The following is a 16,621-nucleotide window of genomic DNA, read 5'->3' as shown; positions in this document are numbered from 1 at the left end:
CCGCCGCGATCGGGCGGTGCACCGGGGAGCCATCAGATCGACCGGTACCCGTCGACACCGTCCACAGTGGTGCGCTCGCACCGGCCGCGCGCCACGAGCACGTCCAGGTGCGCCAGGGTCTCGCCGACCGCCAGGATCTGGTTGAACATGTCCAGGTCCGCGAAGGACCGCTCGCGGCGGGTCCACCCGAGGACGCCGGCGACCTCGAACCCGGTTGCCGCGCCCCCGCGGACGGCCGCCGCGGTCTGGTCGAGCCGGAGCTCGTGGTGGGCCAGCAGTTCGTCCACGCGCGCGTGCGCGCTGCCGGTGACCGGTCCGTGCGCGGGCAGCAGCCGCAGGTCGGGCAGCTCGCCGACTAGCCGCAGCGAGTCCAGGTAGTCCCCGAGCGGCAGCGCGGTGCGCGCCGCCTCCAGGCCGATCGACGGCGTGATGTGCGGCAGCACGTGATCCCCCGCGAACAGCAACGAGTTCCGCTCGTCGACGAACACGACGTGCCCCCGGGTGTGACCGGGCGTCTCGACGACCCGCAGCGTCCGGTCGGCGAGCTCGATCTCGGCACCGTCGGCCAGCCACTCGTCCGGCGCCTCGTAGTCCTCCGCGGGCTTGCCGTGGTCGCCTTCCACGGCGTCGCGGACGACCGCGGCGAGCTCGGTCGCGCCGCCTCGTTCCAGCTTGGACAGCTGCCGGTCGTGCGTGCCCGCGAGCAGCGCCTCCAGCGACGGCCGCTCGCCCGCGCCCAGCGCGATGGTGGTGCCGAACTCCGCGCGCAGCCGCACGGCGAGCGTGTAGTGGTCCTGGTGCAGGTGGGTCACCAGGAAGCGGCGCACGTCGCCGAGCCCGTGCCCGAGCTCGCCGAGGGCGGCTTCCAGCGCGTCCCGCGCCTCCGGCCGGGCCCAGCCCGCGTCCACGAGCACCAGGCCGTCGCCGTCCTCGATGGCGTACACGTTGACCGCGCGCAGGCCGTCACCCGGCATCGGCAGCGGAATCCGATGCACCCCCGGCGCGACTTCGAACGCGCCAGGACGGATCCACTCCTGCCGCCCGCGCGCCACGTCCACATCCACCAACCGAACCTCCCGGATCACAACCTCGCCCTTGGCAAGGTAAACGTGAAATGTCCTCAGAAGGTCACGTGCGGTCTAGAACACACTTCGCGCCGCCCGCCGCGACCGCGGATCACCGGGTTCCGCGGGCCGGGCGCGGGCGCGCGAGCGCGACCCCACCTGACAGATCGACAACTCGCTGACCAGGCAGGATTCCTGACATTCGGGAGGTGGCCCGGCCCACTCCCGAACCGGACACGAGTGGATCACCGGGCGGAGGAGAGATGTGCCTCCCCACCGCGCCCGGCGTGGCGAGTTGTCGCCGGGCCACCTACCCGCCGAGCCGCTCCACGATCGTCACGTTGGCGGTGCCGCCGCCCTCGCACATGGTCTGCAGGCCGTAGCGCCCGCCGGTGCGCTCCAGCTCGCCCAGCAACGTGGTCATCAACTTCGTCCCCGTCGCGCCGAGCGGATGGCCCAGCGCGATCGCGCCGCCGTTGGGGTTCACCTTCGCCGGATCCACGCCGATCTCCCGCTGCCACGCCAGCACGACGCTGGCGAACGCCTCGTTGATCTCGACCACGTCGAGGTCCGCCGCCGACAGCCCGGCGCGGTCCAGCGCGTACCGGGTGGCCTCGATCGGCGCGGAGAGCATGAACACCGGATCGTCGCCCCGCGCGCTGAGGTGGTGCACCCGCGCCCGCGGCGTCCACCCGTGCTCGGCCACCGCCCGCTCGGACGCCACCAGCAGCGCGGAGGACCCGTCGGAGATCTGGCTCGACACGCCCGCGGTCAGCAGGCCGTCCGGCCGCAACGCCTTGAGCCCCGCGAGCTTGTCCAGGTTCGTGTCCCGGCGCGGTCCCTCGTCCCGCTCGACCCCGGCCAGCGGCACCACCTCGGCGTCGAAGCGGCCCTCGTCCATCGCCGCGATCGCCCGGTGGTGGCTGCTGAGCGCGAACTCCTCCATCTCCGCCCGCGAGATGCCCCACTTCCGCGCGATGAGCTCCGCGCCGTTGAACTGGGTGACCTCGACGTCGCCGTAGCGCTGCTGCCACCCCTCGGAACCCGAGCCGGGACCGTAGGCCGTCGGGAAGTCCAGCCCCTGCACCGAACGCAGCGCGCTGCCGATCGGGATTCCGCTCATGTTCGCCACACCGCCCGCGACGACCAGGTCCGCGGTGCCGCTGAGCACCGCCTGGGCCGCGAAGTGCACGGCTTGCTGCGACGAGCCGCACTGCCGGTCGATCGTCACGCCGGGGACGTGCTCCGGGAACCCGGCCGCGAGCCAGCCCGTGCGGCCGATGTTGCCCGCCTGCGCCCCGACCGCGTCCACGCAGCCCCACAGCACGTCGTCGACCCGCCCCGGGTCCAGCTCGACCCGTTCGACGAGGGCGCGCAGCACGTGCGCGGACAGGTCCGCCGGGTGCACGCCGCTGAGCCCGCCCCCGCGCTTGCCGACTGGAGTTCGCACCGCGTCGACGATGTACGCCTCGGTCATGTCGATCCTCCCGCTCTCGATTGCTGTGATGTCGCGCCGTAGACCGGCTCCGGGGTGGGGTCTCGGGTCAGCAGGTCGTGCACCACCGGGCCGAGCTCGGCGGGGTCCCACCTGCGGGCCGCGTCGTGCTCGGCGCCGTGGCGCCACGCCGTCATGACGCGGACCGCGCCGCCCTCGACCTCGAAGACCCGGCCGGTGACCCGCGCGGATTCCTCGCTGCCCAGCCAGACCACCAGCGGGGAGACGTTCTCGGGCGCCATCGCGTCGAAAGCGTCGTCGTCCGGGCGGGCCATGTCGGCGGCGAAGACCTGCTCGGTCATCCGGGTGCGGGCCGCCGGGGCGATCGCGTTGGCGGTGATGCCGTAGCGGCCGAGTTCGGCGGCGGCGTTCACCGTCAGCGCCGCGATGCCCGCTTTGGCCGCCGCGTAGTTGCTCTGCCCGACGCTGCCCAGCAGGCCCGCGCCGGAACAGGTGTTGATGACGCGGGCCGCGACGGGCGCACCGGACTTCGCCCGCTGCCGCCAGTGCTCGGCGGCGTGGCGCATCGTCGCCGCGTGGCCCTTCAGGTGCACCCGCAGCACCTCGTCCCACTCCTGCTCGGAGAGGTTCACGAACATCCGGTCCCGCACGAAACCGGCGTTGTTCACCAGCACGTCCAGCCGCCCGAAGGTGTCCACCGCGCGCGCGACGAGCTCCGCCGCCTGCCCCCAGTCGGCGACGTCGGACCCGTCGGCGACCGCGTCGCCGCCCAGCGCGCGGATCTCCTCGACCACCGACGCGGCCGGACCGGCGTCTCCCCCGCCGCCGTCGAGGGCCACGCCGATGTCGTTGACCACGACCGACGCCCCTTGCCTGGCGAACTCCAGCGCGTGCGCGCGCCCGAGGCCGCGGGCGGCGCCGGTCACGACGACCACCCTGCCCTCGCAGATTCCACCCACTGCTGCCTCCGATCGTCGATCTTCGCGGGTCCGCACCGGGGAGCGCCGGTCAGTCCGCGGGCCGGAACTCCGCGGCGATCCGGGCCAGGTTCGGGTGCGGCTCGCCGCCACCGTCCACGGACAGCACGTCGCCGGTCAGGTAGCCGGCCAGCGGCGAGGCCAGGAAGGCGCAGGCGTGGCCCACTTCCTCCGGCTCCGCGGGCCGCCCCAGCGGGATGCCGTCTGCGAACCCGGAATCCTCGGCCGCCGCGCCGAAGTGCTCCGCGAAGTTCTCGGTGCGCGCCACGCCCACGGCCACCGCGTTGACCCGCACGCTCGGCGCGAACTCCAGCGCGAGCGTGCGGGTGAGGCTCTCCAGTCCCGCTTTCGCCGCGGCGTAGGCGGCGATGGTGGGCGCCGCGCGGCGCGCGGCCACGCTGCTGATCATGATCATCGATCCGCCACGATCGCGCATGACCGGCCAGGCCCGCTGGCAGACCAGCAGCGGCGCCAGCAGGTTCAGCTCGACGATCTTCGCGTGGAACCGCGGCGAGACCGTGGCGGTGTCCACCGGCGGCGCCCCACCGGCGTTGTTCACCACCACGTCCAGCCCGCCGGAACGGCGCACGACCTCGCCGATCAGCTCGTCCACCTGCTCCGGGTCGCGCACGTCCGCCGCGAGGAACTCGGCCCGCCGCCCCGCGCCTTCCGGCAGCCGCTCCGGCGGGTTGCGCGAGCACACGTGCACCCGCGCGCCCGCCCGCAGCAGCACCGCGGCGATCCCGGCACCGATCCCCCGAGTCCCTCCGGTCACCAGCGCTACCCGGCCGGACAGGTCGATCTCGACGCCCACGGCAACCTCCGGGAACTCGGGATTTTCCGCCTCTGGCGGGAACTTCACCGCGATTGCTACCGTATCAACTCAACCTAACAAGTGCTAGGTTTGGTGATGCCATGACGATCCGGATTCGGCGCCACGACAACGGAATCGTGGTTCTGACCATGGACCACCCACCGGTGAACGCGCTGCCCGCCCAGGGCTGGCACGACCTCGCCGACGCGGTGCGCGCCGCCGGCGCGGACGAGCGGACCCGCGTCGTGGTCCTGCGGGCCGAGGGCCGCGGGTTCAACGCGGGAGTCGACATCAAGGAGCTCACCGCCGACCCCGGCCACGCCAAGCTCATCGCCGTCAACCACGGGTGCTTCGACGCGTTCAAGAGCGTCTACGAATGCCCGGTGCCGGTGATCAGCGCCGTGCACGGCTTCTGCCTCGGCGGCGGCATCGGGCTGGTCGGCAACTCCGACATCATCATCGCCGCCGAGGACGCGTACTTCGGCCTGCCGGAGGTGGATCGGGGCGCGCTCGGCGCGGCCACCCACCTGTCGCGGCTCGTGCCGCAGCACCGCGCGCGGGCGATGTTCTACACCGGGCGCACCGCGACCGCCCGCGAGCTCGCGGACTTCGGCTCCGTCTGGGAGGTCGTGGAGCCCGCGCGGCTGCACACCGCCGCCTGGGAGCTCGCCGAGTCGATCGCGGACAAGAACCCGCTCGTGATCCGCCGGGCCAAGGAATCCCTCAACGGCATCGACCCGGTGGACGTCCACCGCAGCTACCGGTTCGAGCAGGGGTTCACCTTCGAACTCAACCTCAGCGGAGTCTCCGACCAGGTCCGGGAGTCGTTCGGCGAGCCGGGCGGTTCCGGGCGGCACACGTGAAAGGGCGCGCGATGCGGGACAAGCTCACGACCCCCGACGAGATCGCGGGACGACTGCGCAGCGGCATGACCATCGGGATCGGCGGCTGGGGTTCCCGGCGCAAACCGATGGCGCTGGTGCGCGCGATCCTGCGCTCCGACGTGCGGGATCTGACCCTGGTGTCCTACGGCGGGCCCGACGTGGGGCTGCTGGCCGCGGCGGGCAAGCTGCGCAAGGTCGTGTTCGGGTTCGTCTCGCTGGACTCGATCCCGCTGGACCCGCACTTCCGCGCGGCCCGCCAGCGCGGCGAGCTCGACGTCGCCGAGTACGACGAGGGGATGGTGCTGGCCGGGCTGCGCGCGGCGGCGGCGCGGCTGCCGTTCCACCCGACCAGGGCCGGGCTCGGCTCCGACGTCCCGGCGCTCAACCCGGACTTGCGCACCGTGCGCTCCCCCTACGACGACGGCGAGGAACTGCTGGCGATGCCCGCGCTGCGGCTCGACGCGGCGCTGGTGCACCTCAACCGCGCGGACCGGCACGGCAACGCCCAGTACCTCGGGCCGGACCCCTACTTCGACGACCTGATGTGCGCGGCGGCCGATCACGGCTACGTCAGCTGCGAGCGGGTGGTGCCCACCGAGGAGCTGCTGCGGGCGGGGCCGGTGCAGTCGGTGCTGCTGAACCGGACGCACACCGACGCGGTCGCCGAGACGCCGCGCGGCGCGCACTTCACCGGCTGCGCCCCGGACTACGACCGGGACGAGGCGTTCCAGCGGCGCTACGCCGCCAGCGCCGCCGACCCGGCGAGCTGGGAAGCGTTCCGCGCGGAGTTCCTCAGCGGGGACGAACAGGCGTACCAAGCCGCGGTCGACGCGGCACGGGAGGTGGCCGAATGACCGACGACGTGAGCCGCGCCGAGATCTGCGCCGTGGCCTGCGCCGACAGCTGGCGCGACGCCGGTGAGGTGCTGGCCTCCCCGTTCGGGCACGTCCCCTCGCTCGGCGCGCGGCTGGCCCGGCTGACCACGGCGCCCGACCTGCTGCTGACCGACGGCGAAGCGGTGCTGCTGGCCGACACGCCACCGCTGGGCGGGGACGGCGCGACCACCGAGGGCTGGATGCCGTACCGGCAGGTGCTCGACCTGCTGGCCGGCGGACGGCGGCGGGTGATGATGGGCGCGACCCAGATCGACCGGCACGGCAACCAGAACATCTCCCGGATCGGCCCGTGGGACCGGCCGAAGGTGCAGCTGATCGGGGCGCGCGGCGCACCGGGCAACTCCGTCAACCACGTGACCAACTACTGGGTCCCCGACCACGGCAAGCGGATCTTCGTGGAGGCCGTCGACCTGGTCTGCGGCGTCGGGCACGATCGGGCCGTCGGTGCCGCCGGGCGGTTCCACGACGTGCAGGTCGTCGTGACGAACCTGGGCGTGCTCGACTTCGCCGGGGTGGGCGCGACCATGCGGCTGCGCTCGGTGCATCCCGGTGTGACGGTCGAGCAGGTACGGGAGAACACCGGCTTCGAGCTCGACACCACCTCGGTGACCGAGACGCGGCAGCCGACCGCCGAGGAGCTCGACCTCATCCGCACCGTGCTGGACCCCGGCGGGCTCCGCGACCGAGAGGTCCGGGCATGACCGCGCCCGTGCTCGACACCGCGCTGTGCCGGTTGACCGGGGTGCGGCACCCGGTGGTGCAGACCGGGATGGGCTGGGTGGCCGGTCCGCGGCTGGTCTCGGCGACCGCGGAGGCCGGTGCGCTCGGCGTGCTCGCCTCCGCGACCATGAGCTTGGAACAGCTGGAGTCGGCGATCCGGGAAGTGCGCGAGCGCACCGGGAATCCGTTCGGCGTGAACCTGCGCGCCGACGCGGCCGACGCCGAGCAGCGGGTCGACCTGCTCATCCGCGAAGGGGTCCGGGTGGCCTCGTTCGCGCTGATGCCCGACCAGCGCCTGATCGGCAGGCTCAAGGACGCCGACGTGGTCGTGATCCCGTCCGTCGGCGCGCGGCGGCACGCGGAGAAGGTGCGGGCCTGGGGTGCCGACGCCGTGCTCGTGCAGGGTGGTGAGGGCGGCGGGCACACCGGCCCGGTCGCCACCACCGTGCTGCTGCCGCAGGTGGTGGACGCGGTGGACATCCCGGTGATCGCCGCGGGCGGCTTCTTCGACGGCCGCGGGCTGGCCGCGGCGCTGTGCTACGGCGCGGCCGGGATCGGGATGGGCACCCGGTTCCTGCTGACCTCCGACAGCGCCGTGCCCGACGCGGTCAAGCAGCGCTACCTGGCCGCCGCCGCGGGCGACGCCCAGGTCACCTCGCGGGTGGACGGCATGCCGCACCGGATGCTGCGCAGCGCCCTGACCGAGAGCGCCGAGTCCACCGGCAGGCTGCGGCGGCTGCCGGGCGCGCTGCGCCACGCCGCCGCGTTCAAGGCGATGAGCGGCATGTCCTGGCGGCGGCTGATCGCCGACGGGCTCGCGATGCGCCGCGCGAAGGAGATGCCGTGGAGCGCGGTGCTGCTCGCGGCGAACACCCCGATGCTGATCAGGGAGGCGCTGGTGCGCGGCGACGCCGACGCGGGGGTGCTGCCCGCCGGGCAGGTCGTGGGGTTGCTCGACGAGCTGCCCGGCTGCGCGGAACTGGTCGAGGGCATCGTCGAGGACGCGGCTCGCGTGCTGGCGGGCTCCGCCGGGCTCGTCAGCCGCGCGGAGTCGTGATCCCCTCGCACAGGATGGTCACGTGCTGTTCCGCGATGACCTCGGCGTTCAACCGCCCGCGCGGGTTGTACCAGTGCACCGTGGTCCACACGGCGTCCCGGATCAGCCGGTAGGCGATCTTCACGTTGAGGTCTTCGCGGAACACGCCGGCCTGCTGGCCCTGCTGGAGCACCTTCGTCCAGGTGCGCTCGAAGTCGTTGCTCGCCCGGCGCAGGTAGTCGAAGCGCTCGAACTGGGCGAGGTGCTTGGCCTCGTTCTGGTAGATGGTGACCGCCGAGCGGTACCCGTTCATGGCGCGGAAGGACTGCCGGATCAGCTCGGTGACGGTGGTGCGCGGATCGGTCGCCTCGCGCAGCACGTCCGCGTAGAGCCGCTGCTGGAAGTCCAGGAACTCGCGCAGGATCTCGTCGACCATCGATTCCTTGGAATCGAAGTGGTGGTAGAGGCTGCCGGACAGGATGCCCGCGGCGTCGGCGATCTCCCGGACCGTCGTGACCACGAAGCCCCGCTCGGCGAACAGGTCCGCCGCGATCGCCAGCAGCTCCGCGCGCCGCCGCGATCCGCCGCTTCCCGCGTCGGCACCTGCCGGGCGCTGCACACGCCCGGACGAGCGCTTGGTTTCGGCCATGTCCCCATCCTCTCATCAGTTGAGCCGGGGCTCGCGACGCCGGGCTCGACCTGCGCTCGACGACGTCACGACCGACCCGAATCCGGTCACATCGGGATCACGCCACCCGTTCCCGGCACCACGTTCCGCATCCACCGCCGCATCGGCAGTCACCCATCCAATCCCCGATCTCACGAAGGATCGAAGCGCACCAGCAAGAACCTCCCCGTGATCGGGGCGGCGGCGATGCGGCGAATCCATGGCTCACCACTTCGGGGGTCACACGTCACCCGGGTACCGCGATTTCGCGAGAAATCGCGCGAGTCGTCCACAGAGCACGGATTCGTCCACAGGCGCATCGGTCGACGCGGGGGTGCGGCCGAGAACGGGGCGTCACGGGTGCTGGCTGCTGACGGAGATGACCTCGCCGGTCAGGTAGGTCGAGTAGTCCGAGGCCAGGAAGACGATCGCGTTCGCGACCTCCCACGGTTCGGCGGAGCGCCCGAACGCCTCCCGGGACTCGAGCTCGGCCAGCAGTTCGTCCGAGGTCACCTTCGCCAGGTTCGGATGCATCACCAGGCTCGGCGCGACCGCGTTCACCCGCACCCCCAGCTCGGCCGCGTCGATCGCCGCGCAGCGGGTCAACGCCATCACGCCCGCCTTCGCCGCCGCGTAGTGCGCCTGCCCCGCCTGCGCCCGCCAGCCCACCACCGAGGAGTTGTTCACGACCACGCCCCCGCCGCCCTGCTCCCGGAACCGCCGGATCGCCGCGCGGGTGCAGCGGAACGTGCCGTTGAGCGTGACGTCCAGGACGCGGTCCCACTGCTGATCGGTCATGTCCTGGATCGGCGCCGTGCCACCGAGTCCGGCGTTGTTGACCACGACGTCGAGCCGTCCCAGCTCCGCCGCCGCGGCGTCGACCAGGCGCTGCACCTGCTGCTCATCGGTGACGTCGCAGGGCACCGCGAGCACCTGCGCGCCGGGCAGCTCGGCCAGCTCCGCGCGGGTCGACTCCAAGCGCCGCTCGTGCGCGTCGCTGATGACCACGCGGGCGCCTTCGCGGATCATCCGGCGCGCGGTCGCCGAGCCGATCCCGGAGCCCGCCGCCGCGGTCACCAGTGCGGTCTTGCCCTCCAGCAGCGCGTGCGGCGCGGGTTCGGCGGGAGTGGTCACGACCGGGCCTCCTTCGGCAGGCCGAGCACGCGCTCGGCGATGATGTTGCGCTGGATCTCGTTGGAACCGCCGTAGATGGTGTCGGCGCGGGTGAACAGGAACAGCCGCTGCCGTTCGTCGAGCCGGTAGGGCGCGTCCTCGGCCACCAGACCGCACGCCCCGGCCACCTCCATGGCCAGCTCGCCGAGCCCGCGGTGGAAGGTGGCCCAGTACAGCTTCGCGATCGACGCTTCCGGACCGGCGGTGCCGTTGGCCACCCCGGTCAGCGTGCGCAGCGCGTTGAACCGCATCACCTCCAGCCCGATCCACGCCCGGCTGATCTTGTCCCGCAGCACCGGGTCGTCGAGCGCGCCGCCGCTGCGGGCGAGGTCGGTGATGCGCTCCAGTTCGCGGCGGAACACCACCTGCTGGTCGATGGTGCCGACGCCGCGTTCGAACCCGAGCGTGCCCATCGCGACCGTCCAGCCGCCGCCGACCTCGCCGACGACGTGGGAGGCGTCGGTGCGGGCGCCGTCGAAGAACACCTCGTTGAACTCGGAGGTGCCGGTGAGCTGCACGATCGGCCGCACCTCGACGCCCGGCTGGTCCATCGGCACCAGCAGGTAGGACAGCCCGCGGTGCCTGCCGCCGGGCGGGCCGGTGCGGGCGAGCACGAAGCACCAGTCGGCCACGTGCGCCAGCGACGTCCAGGTCTTCTGCCCGTCGATCACCCAGTCCGGCCCGTCGCGGCGCGCCTTGGTGGACAGGTTCGCCAGGTCGGATCCGGCGGAGGGCTCCGAGTAGCCCTGGCACCACAGTTCTCGCACCTCGACGATCGCGGGCAGGAACCGCCGCCGCTGCTGCTCGGTGCCGAAAGCGATGATCGTGGGCCCGAGCAGCTCCTCGCCGACGTGGCCGACGCGCACCGGCGCCCCGATGCTCGCGTACTCCTCGTGGAAGATCACCTGCTGCGCGATCGACGCGCCGCGCCCGCCGAACTCCTCGGGCCAGCCCAGGCAGGTCCAGCCGCCCGCCGCGAGGTGGCGGTCCCAGGCGAGCCGCAGCTCGAACTCCTCGTGCTCGCGACCAGGCCCCCCGAGGCCCCGCGCCGCGGCGAACTCACCGGTGAGGTGATCACCCAGCCACTCCCGGACCTCCCGGCGGAACGCCGCCTCCTGAGCGCTGTCGGCCAGCTCCATCCGACTACCCCCGATCCGCCCGGTCAGCACCGGACGATCGTGTTTCCCAGCCATCGCAGGAAAAAACAAGCCTACCAAGCACTTGCTAGTTTCGCTAACCTCGGAGGGCGCCGACACCTCGACGAGGAGGCAACGATGGCCGAACAGGAACCGGTCGTGACCTACGAGCGGATCGAGCGGACCGCCGTCGTGACGATGAACCGGCCCCGGTACCGCAACGCGCAGAACTCCGCGATGACCTACGCGCTCGACGACGCCTTCTACCGGGCCTGCGCCGACGACGAGGTCGCCGTGATCCTGCTGGCCGGGGCGGGCGAGCACTTCTCCGCCGGGCACGACATCGGGTCGCCGGGCCGCGACGCCGACGTGGACTTCGAACGCCGCGCCGGGCTGTGGTGGGGCCACGCGGGCAAGACCGGCGGCGAATCGCGGTTCGCCCGCGAGCAGGAGGTCTACCTCGGGATGTGCCGGCGCTGGCGGGAGATGCCGAAGCCGGTGATCGCGAGCGTGCAGGGCGCGTGCGTCGCGGGCGGGCTGATGCTCGCCTGGGTCTGCGACCTGATCGTGGCGTCCGAGGACGCGTTCTTCGCCGACCCGGTGGTGCGGATGGGAATTCCCGGCGTGGAGTACTTCGTGCACCCGTGGGTGCTCGGGCCCCGAGTGGCCAAGGAGTTCCTGTTCACCGGCCGGAAGATGAGCGCGCAGCGGGCCCACGAGGTCGGCATGGTCAACCAGCTCGTCGCGCGCGACCGGCTCGGCGACGCGTCGAGGGAGCTGGCCGCGGAGGTCGCGGCGATGCCCCGGTTCGGCCTGGCGCTGGCGAAGAAGGCCGTCAACCAGGCCGAGGACCTCATGGGCAGGCACAGCGGCCTGGACTCCGCGTTCGGGCTGCACCACCTGGCGCACGCGCACAACGCCGAGGTCGACGCGGACTCGCTCGGCGGCATGGACGCCAAGAGCATGAAGCGCGCCGCCGACGACGGCCGGGACTCCTCCGGATGAGGTCGCAGCGGTGCCGGTCGCGCGGGCGGTCGGCCCCGCCGTCGACGAGTCGCCGAACAGCAGATCAGGCGCGAGGACCGTGCAGCGCCGCCGGGAGGACGCCGTGGATTTGACCTTCTCCGCCGAGGAGCTCGCGTTCCGGGACGAGGTCCGGAAGTGGTTGCGGGACAACGTGCCCGCCGAGCCGCTGCCGTCGCTGGAGACCGAACGCGGGTTCGCGGCGCACCGGGAGTGGGAGCGGGCGCTGCACGCCGCCGGGCTGTCGGTGGTGTCTTGGCCGATCGAGTTCGGCGGGCGCGACGCCTCGCTGGTGAAGTGGCTGCTGTTCGAGGAGGAGTACTACGCCGCCGGAGCACCCGGCCGGGTAGGGCAGAACGGCATCTTCCTGCTGGCGCCGACCATGTTCGAACACGGCACCCCGGAGCAGCAACGGCGGCTGCTGCCGCGGATGGCCTCCGGCGAGGACGTGTGGGCGCAGGCGTGGTCCGAGCCGGAGGCGGGCAGCGACCTCGCCGGGATCCGCAGCAGGGCGCGGCGGGTGCCGGGTGGCTGGCGGCTGTCCGGGCAGAAGACGTGGAGCTCGCGGGCCGCGTTCGCCGATCGGGCGTTCGGGCTGTTCCGCAGCGATCCCGACGCGCAGCGCCACCGCGGGTTGACGTACTACCTGTTCCCGCTGGACGCCGACGGCGTCTCGGTGCGTCCGATCGGGCGGCTCGACGGCAAGCCCGCGTTCGCCGAGATCTTCCTCGACGACGTGTTCGTGCCGGACGAGGACGTGCTCGGCGAGGTCGGCGCAGGCTGGCGGGTCGCCATGAGCACCGCGGGCAGCGAGCGCGGGTTGTCGCTGCGCAGTCCGGGCCGGTTCCTCGCGGCGGCGCGGCGGCTCGTCGAGTCCTGGAACGCGCGCGGCGGTGACCCGGGGGTGCGGGATCGGGTGGTCGACGCGTGGATCGGGGCGCAGGCCTACCGGCTGGCCACCTTCGAGACGGTCACGAAGGTGCTCGACGGTGCCACGATCGGGCCGGAGGCGAGCCTGAACAAGGTGTTCTGGTCCGAGCTGGACATCCGACTGCACGAGACCGCGCTGGACCTGCTCGGCCCGGACGCCGAGCTCGCCGCCGACTCCCCCGCGGCACCCGACGGCGGGGCCTGGGCGGACGGCTACCTTTTCTCGCTGGCCGGGCCGATCTACGCGGGCACCAACGAGATCCAGCGCAACGTCATCGCCGAGCGCGTGCTCGGCCTGCCGAGGGAGCCCCGATGAGGTTCGCGCGCACCACCGGACAGCAGGACATGGCCGCGGCGCTGCGGGCGCTGCTGGACTCCGACGGCGGCGCGGCGGTCGCGCGCAGCTGGGCGGAGGGCGATCCGGCTCCGTGGCGGCGGGTGTGGGCCCGGCTCGGCGAGATGGGGTTGTGCGGGGTCGCGATCCCCGAGCGGCACGGCGGACTGGAGCTGAGCGCGGTCGAACTGGTGGTGTGCCTGGAAGAACTCGGCTATGCCGGCTTTCCGGGCCCGGCCCTGGAGTCGATCGCGGTCGTTCCCGCGCTGCTGACCGGCACCGAATCCGAGCGGAAGTGGTTGCCCGAACTGGCGGCCGGGCGGGCGGTGGCCACGGTCGCGTTCACCGATCACGTACCGCGCGCGCTAGACGCCGACGCGGCCGACGTGCTCTTCCGGTGCGACGGGGAAATCGCGTCGGTGGCGGACAAGGACGTCGAGGTGCCGCAACGGTCCTTCGACCCGGCTCGCCGGTTGTGGCCGGTCGATGCGAGCGGTCCGCCGATCGACGGTGCGCGGGTGGCGGCGGCGTTCGACGCGGGCGTGCTCGGGTGTGCGGCCCAGTCGCTCGGGATCGCCCGGCGGCTGCTGGACGACTCGGTCCGCTACGTCGGCGAACGGCACCAGTTCGGCAGGCCCGTCGGCGGCTTCCAGGCGGTGAAGCACCACTTGGCGAACGTGGCGTTGAAGATCGAGTTCGCTCGGCCGTTGCTGCACGGGGCCTGCCTGTCGCTGGACTCGGGCGCTGGACATTGCTCCCGCGACGTGTCGGCCGCGAAGCTCGCGGCGGGCGAGGCGGCGCACTTCGCGGCCCGCACCGCGCTGCAGGTGCACGGGGCCATCGGCTACACCGCCGAGCACGACCTGCAGCTGTGGTTGACGAAGGCGACCGCGTTGCGTTCGGCGTGGGGCGCTGCGAGCGTGCACCGGCGGCGGGTCGCAGACGCCCTCGCCTCCGGGTGCACCGCCCCGATCGGATCGTGAGACCGGACTTCCGGGAGGCATCGTGCATTTCGCGTTCACCGACGAGCAGGAGGACCTGCGGAGAGCGGTTCGCGCGCTGGTGGACCGCGACGGCGGGCCGCACGTTCCGCCACCGGAGGCACCGGATACCGGGCACGACACCGCGCTGTGGCGGCGGTTGTCCGCGGAGATCGGTGCCGCCGGGCTGGCCGTGCCCGAGGAGCACGGCGGCAGTGGGGCGAGCCTGGTGGAGAGCTGCCTCGTCGCGGAGGAACTGGGGCGCCGGCTGGTCGTCGGCCCGTTCCTCGGCAGCGCCGTGGTGAGCGCCGAAGCGGTGCTGGCCGCGGGCGATCCGGCGGCGTGCGCGCGGCTGCTGCCCGGACTCGCCGCCGGTGAGCGGGTGGTCTCGTTGGCGTGGGCCGAACCGCGGAGCTGGTGGAGCACCACCGAGTGCACGACCACGGCGGCGCGCGATGGGGAGAGCTGGCGCCTGACCGGGGAGAAGAACTTCGTGCTGGACGGCGCGCAGGCCGACGCGGTGCTCGTGGTCGCCGCGACCGGCGACGGGTTGTCGCTGTTCGAGGTGGAGGCGCCCGCGGCGATCACGACCACTCCGCTGGATCCGACGCGTCCGATGGCGCGCTTCGAGTTCGCCGGGACACCTGCCCGGCCGGTGGGCGACGAGGGGTCGGCCGGGCCGGTGCTCACCCGGTGCCTGGAGGTCGCCGCCGTCGCGCTCGCCGCCGAGTGCGTCGGGGCCGCCGACCGGTGGCTGGCGGAGATCGTCGGCTACGTCCAGGTCCGCGAGCAGTTCGGCCGCAAGATCGGCTCCTTCCAGGCCGTCAAGCACCGGTTGGCGGACCTGTTCGTGGCCGTCGAGTCCGCCCGCTCGCTGTCGCAGGCGGCGAGCTGGGCGGTCGCGACCCGCGACGAGCGGGGCCCGGAGTGGGCGGCGATGGCGAAGTCCTTCTGCTGCGAGACCTACCAGGACGTCGCCGCCGAAGGCGTCCAGCTGCACGGCGGCATCGGCATCACCTGGGAGCACGAGGCCCACCTGCACCTCAAACGAGCCCACGGCGCCGCCCAGCTGTTCGGCACCCCCCGCAGCCACCGCCAACGCCTGGAATCCCTGCTGTCCCTGCACTAGCCACCGGCCGGGACTCGGCGGGGCTTTGTCCTGTCAGCGGCGGAGCCGCTGAGCAGTGACCACCAAAGCAAGCCGACCACCCGCGGGTTCTCAGCGTTCTTCTCGCGAGGACAGCTTTTTCCCTCGTGGCGGAGCCACTCGGGAAAAAGATCCCGCAGCGAGAAGAACGCTGAGGTTCCGCCACCCGACCCGCTACGCAGGTCATCCGGAGAGGCTCCTCAAACGCCCCGCCACATCCCGTCGATCAGCATGCCCACGAGCTGTTCCACGCTGACCCTCCAGCCGTCCTTCGACAGGTGCCCGCTGAGTTCCATCCCCGCGATGCCGTGCGCGCTCGACATCAGCAGCGCACCGTAGCGGTGCGCGTCCGGTTCGCCGACGATGTCCGCGACGAGGGCGAGGAACTCGTTCTCCAGGCGGCTCGCGGCCTCGGCGGCCACCGGGGTGCTCGCCGGCGTGCTGAACATCAGGGCGTACCGGTGCGGTGTCCGGCGGGCGACGTCGATGAGCGCCAGCAGGGCTCGTTCGAGTCGGGAGTCCGGCGCGGAATCCGGGTCCGTCCGCAGTGCCGCCACGTCGTCGGCCAGCGAGCTCCAGGTCCCGACGGCGAGCTCGGCCAGCAGGTGCTCCTTGTTCGTGAAGTGCCCGTAGGGCGCACCGCGCGAGAGTCCCGCCTTGGCCCCCACCGCGCGGAGGGTCACCGCGTCGGGGCCTCCCTCGTCGAGCAGCTCGGACGCGGCGCGCACGAGGGTGCGTCGGGTCGCGGCGGCGGTCTCGGCTCGTGTCACGCGGACGATCCTACTTGACAGCGTCACCTGAACCGGGGACAGTCGTTCACATGACACTGTCACACCAAATGCCCACCGATGATGCCCGCGTGCAACGCCTGGTGGACCGCGCCGAGATCAACGATGTTCAGCTCCGCTACGCGTCGGGCACCGACTCCCACGACTGGGAGCTCTTCCGCAGCTGTTTCACCGACGAGGTCGAGGTCGACTTCAGCGAGGGCTTCGGCCGGCCCGTAGCTCGCATGAAGGCCGACGACTGGGTGCGGGGCACAGCGCCGAGGATGGAGTCCTTCGCGGCGACGCAGCACATGATCACGAATCTGGTGATCACTTTCGACGGCGACGACCTGGCCACGTGCGTCGCGTACGTCCGAGCCCGACACCACCTTCCCAACAACACCGGCGGCAGCGACCAGACCGTGTACGGGTATTACACGAATCGCTTCGAGCGGACCTCGCACGGATGGCGAATCGCCAAGGTCAAGCTGACGGCTCTGTGGATGACCGGGAACTTCGGCCTCTTCCAGGCAGCACTGGCTCCTGAAGAGTCCGCCGCCCCGGCCTGATCCCTCCCTCCCCCGCGAGCACCGGCGATCCACCCATGCCACGAGTGC

General features: G+C 72.5%; 17 protein-coding genes. 9 read left to right on the top strand and 8 right to left on the bottom strand.

Annotated elements, in window-relative coordinates; translation table 11 throughout:
* Positions 1-32: 32 nt before the first annotated feature.
* From BJ969_RS12375 to BJ969_RS12360, 4 genes are all read right to left on the bottom strand, one after another.
* Positions 33-1,064, bottom strand: a complete 1,032-nt coding sequence (locus BJ969_RS12375; protein WP_343071358.1) for an MBL fold metallo-hydrolase — start codon at positions 1,062-1,064, stop codon at positions 33-35.
* Positions 1,065-1,374: 310 nt separating this feature from the next.
* Positions 1,375-2,541, bottom strand: coding sequence for an acetyl-CoA C-acetyltransferase (locus BJ969_RS12370; RefSeq protein ID WP_184479084.1), 1,167 nt, complete (start codon positions 2,539-2,541; stop codon positions 1,375-1,377).
* The gene (locus BJ969_RS12365) at positions 2,538-3,479 is read right to left on the bottom strand and encodes an SDR family oxidoreductase (RefSeq protein WP_184479083.1); all 942 of its coding nucleotides are present in this window, start codon (positions 3,477-3,479) and stop codon (positions 2,538-2,540) included. Before BJ969_RS12365 ends, BJ969_RS12370 begins: the two co-directional genes overlap by 4 nt.
* Before the next feature lie 49 nt (positions 3,480-3,528).
* Positions 3,529-4,311, bottom strand: a complete 783-nt coding sequence (locus BJ969_RS12360) for an SDR family oxidoreductase (RefSeq protein WP_184479082.1) — start codon at positions 4,309-4,311, stop codon at positions 3,529-3,531.
* Positions 4,312-4,412: 101 nt separating this feature from the next.
* Here BJ969_RS12360 and BJ969_RS12355 point away from each other — a divergent pair, with 101 nt between their 5' ends.
* From BJ969_RS12355 to BJ969_RS12340, 4 genes are read left to right on the top strand one after another with little or no spacing between them, the layout of a single operon-like run.
* A complete protein-coding gene (locus BJ969_RS12355; RefSeq protein ID WP_184479081.1) occupies positions 4,413-5,174 on the top strand; it encodes an enoyl-CoA hydratase family protein in 762 nt (253 codons plus the stop codon).
* A gap of 11 nt (positions 5,175-5,185) precedes the next feature.
* Positions 5,186-6,049: a CoA transferase subunit A gene (locus BJ969_RS12350; protein WP_184479080.1), complete on the top strand. Its 864-nt coding sequence runs from the start codon at positions 5,186-5,188 to the stop codon at positions 6,047-6,049.
* A complete protein-coding gene (locus BJ969_RS12345; protein WP_184479079.1) occupies positions 6,046-6,792 on the top strand; it encodes a CoA-transferase subunit beta in 747 nt (248 codons plus the stop codon). Before BJ969_RS12350 ends, BJ969_RS12345 begins: the two co-directional genes overlap by 4 nt.
* Complete coding sequence (locus tag BJ969_RS12340) at positions 6,789-7,868, top strand: NAD(P)H-dependent flavin oxidoreductase (RefSeq protein ID WP_184479078.1); 1,080 nt, start codon at positions 6,789-6,791, stop codon at positions 7,866-7,868. Before BJ969_RS12345 ends, BJ969_RS12340 begins: the two co-directional genes overlap by 4 nt.
* On the opposite strand, the gene BJ969_RS12335 is transcribed toward BJ969_RS12340, so the two are convergent.
* The 3 genes from BJ969_RS12335 to BJ969_RS12325 all read right to left on the bottom strand — a co-directional run bounded on the left by BJ969_RS12335 (position 7,849) and on the right by BJ969_RS12325 (position 10,826).
* Positions 7,849-8,496 carry a TetR/AcrR family transcriptional regulator gene (locus BJ969_RS12335; RefSeq protein WP_184479077.1) on the bottom strand — a complete coding sequence of 216 codons (648 nt, stop codon included), beginning with the start codon at positions 8,494-8,496 and terminating at the stop codon, positions 7,849-7,851. The genes BJ969_RS12340 and BJ969_RS12335 overlap by 20 nt on opposite strands.
* Positions 8,497-8,868: 372 nt before the next feature.
* On the bottom strand, positions 8,869-9,648 hold the full coding sequence (locus BJ969_RS12330; protein WP_184479076.1) for an SDR family oxidoreductase: 780 nt from the start codon (positions 9,646-9,648) through the stop codon (positions 8,869-8,871).
* Positions 9,645-10,826, bottom strand: a complete 1,182-nt coding sequence (locus tag BJ969_RS12325) for an acyl-CoA dehydrogenase family protein (protein ID WP_184479075.1) — start codon at positions 10,824-10,826, stop codon at positions 9,645-9,647. Before BJ969_RS12325 ends, BJ969_RS12330 begins: the two co-directional genes overlap by 4 nt.
* 135 nt (positions 10,827-10,961) lie before the next feature.
* Between BJ969_RS12325 and BJ969_RS12320 the strand changes: the two genes are divergently transcribed.
* The 4 genes from BJ969_RS12320 (at position 10,962) to BJ969_RS12305 (ending at position 15,219) form a co-directional block, all read left to right on the top strand.
* Positions 10,962-11,828, top strand: a complete 867-nt coding sequence (locus BJ969_RS12320; protein WP_184479074.1) for an enoyl-CoA hydratase — start codon at positions 10,962-10,964, stop codon at positions 11,826-11,828.
* Between the two features lie 103 nt (positions 11,829-11,931).
* Positions 11,932-13,092, top strand: a complete 1,161-nt coding sequence (locus BJ969_RS12315; protein WP_184485181.1) for an acyl-CoA dehydrogenase family protein — start codon at positions 11,932-11,934, stop codon at positions 13,090-13,092.
* A complete protein-coding gene (locus BJ969_RS12310; protein WP_184479073.1) occupies positions 13,089-14,093 on the top strand; it encodes an acyl-CoA dehydrogenase family protein in 1,005 nt (334 codons plus the stop codon). Before BJ969_RS12315 ends, BJ969_RS12310 begins: the two co-directional genes overlap by 4 nt.
* A gap of 22 nt (positions 14,094-14,115) precedes the next feature.
* On the top strand, positions 14,116-15,219 hold the full coding sequence (locus BJ969_RS12305; RefSeq protein ID WP_184479072.1) for an acyl-CoA dehydrogenase family protein: 1,104 nt from the start codon (positions 14,116-14,118) through the stop codon (positions 15,217-15,219).
* A 218-nt stretch (positions 15,220-15,437) separates the two neighbouring features.
* On the opposite strand, the gene BJ969_RS12300 is transcribed toward BJ969_RS12305, so the two are convergent.
* Positions 15,438-16,007, bottom strand: coding sequence for a TetR family transcriptional regulator (locus tag BJ969_RS12300; protein ID WP_184479071.1), 570 nt, complete (start codon positions 16,005-16,007; stop codon positions 15,438-15,440).
* Positions 16,008-16,075: 68 nt separating this feature from the next.
* Between BJ969_RS12300 and BJ969_RS12295 the strand changes: the two genes are divergently transcribed.
* Complete coding sequence (locus BJ969_RS12295; RefSeq protein ID WP_246456761.1) at positions 16,076-16,573, top strand: nuclear transport factor 2 family protein; 498 nt, start codon at positions 16,076-16,078, stop codon at positions 16,571-16,573.
* Positions 16,574-16,621: the final 48 nt, after the last annotated feature.

Source organism: Saccharopolyspora gloriosae (assembly GCF_014203325.1).
GTDB lineage: Bacteria > Actinomycetota > Actinomycetes > Mycobacteriales > Pseudonocardiaceae > Saccharopolyspora_C > Saccharopolyspora_C gloriosae.
The sequence above is the reverse complement of the archived record's forward strand: the minus strand, read 5'-3'. Positions and strand labels throughout refer to the sequence as shown.

Bases quoted from the DNA above. Each gene is read 5' to 3' on its own strand.
- BJ969_RS12370 (WP_184479084.1), bottom strand. From the start codon at position 2,541: ATGACCGAGGCGTACATCGTCGACGCGGTGCGAACTCCAGTCGGCAAG.
- BJ969_RS12355 (WP_184479081.1), top strand. From the start codon at position 4,413: ATGACGATCCGGATTCGGCGCCACGACAACGGAATCGTGGTTCTGACC.
- BJ969_RS12350 (WP_184479080.1), top strand. From the start codon at position 5,186: ATGCGGGACAAGCTCACGACCCCCGACGAGATCGCGGGACGACTGCGC.
- BJ969_RS12345 (WP_184479079.1), top strand. From the start codon at position 6,046: ATGACCGACGACGTGAGCCGCGCCGAGATCTGCGCCGTGGCCTGCGCC.
- BJ969_RS12340 (WP_184479078.1), top strand. From the start codon at position 6,789: ATGACCGCGCCCGTGCTCGACACCGCGCTGTGCCGGTTGACCGGGGTG.
- BJ969_RS12335 (WP_184479077.1), bottom strand. From the start codon at position 8,496: ATGGCCGAAACCAAGCGCTCGTCCGGGCGTGTGCAGCGCCCGGCAGGT.
- BJ969_RS12325 (WP_184479075.1), bottom strand. From the start codon at position 10,826: ATGGAGCTGGCCGACAGCGCTCAGGAGGCGGCGTTCCGCCGGGAGGTC.
- BJ969_RS12320 (WP_184479074.1), top strand. From the start codon at position 10,962: ATGGCCGAACAGGAACCGGTCGTGACCTACGAGCGGATCGAGCGGACC.
- BJ969_RS12310 (WP_184479073.1), top strand. From the start codon at position 13,089: ATGAGGTTCGCGCGCACCACCGGACAGCAGGACATGGCCGCGGCGCTG.
- BJ969_RS12295 (WP_246456761.1), top strand. From the start codon at position 16,076: ATGCCCACCGATGATGCCCGCGTGCAACGCCTGGTGGACCGCGCCGAG.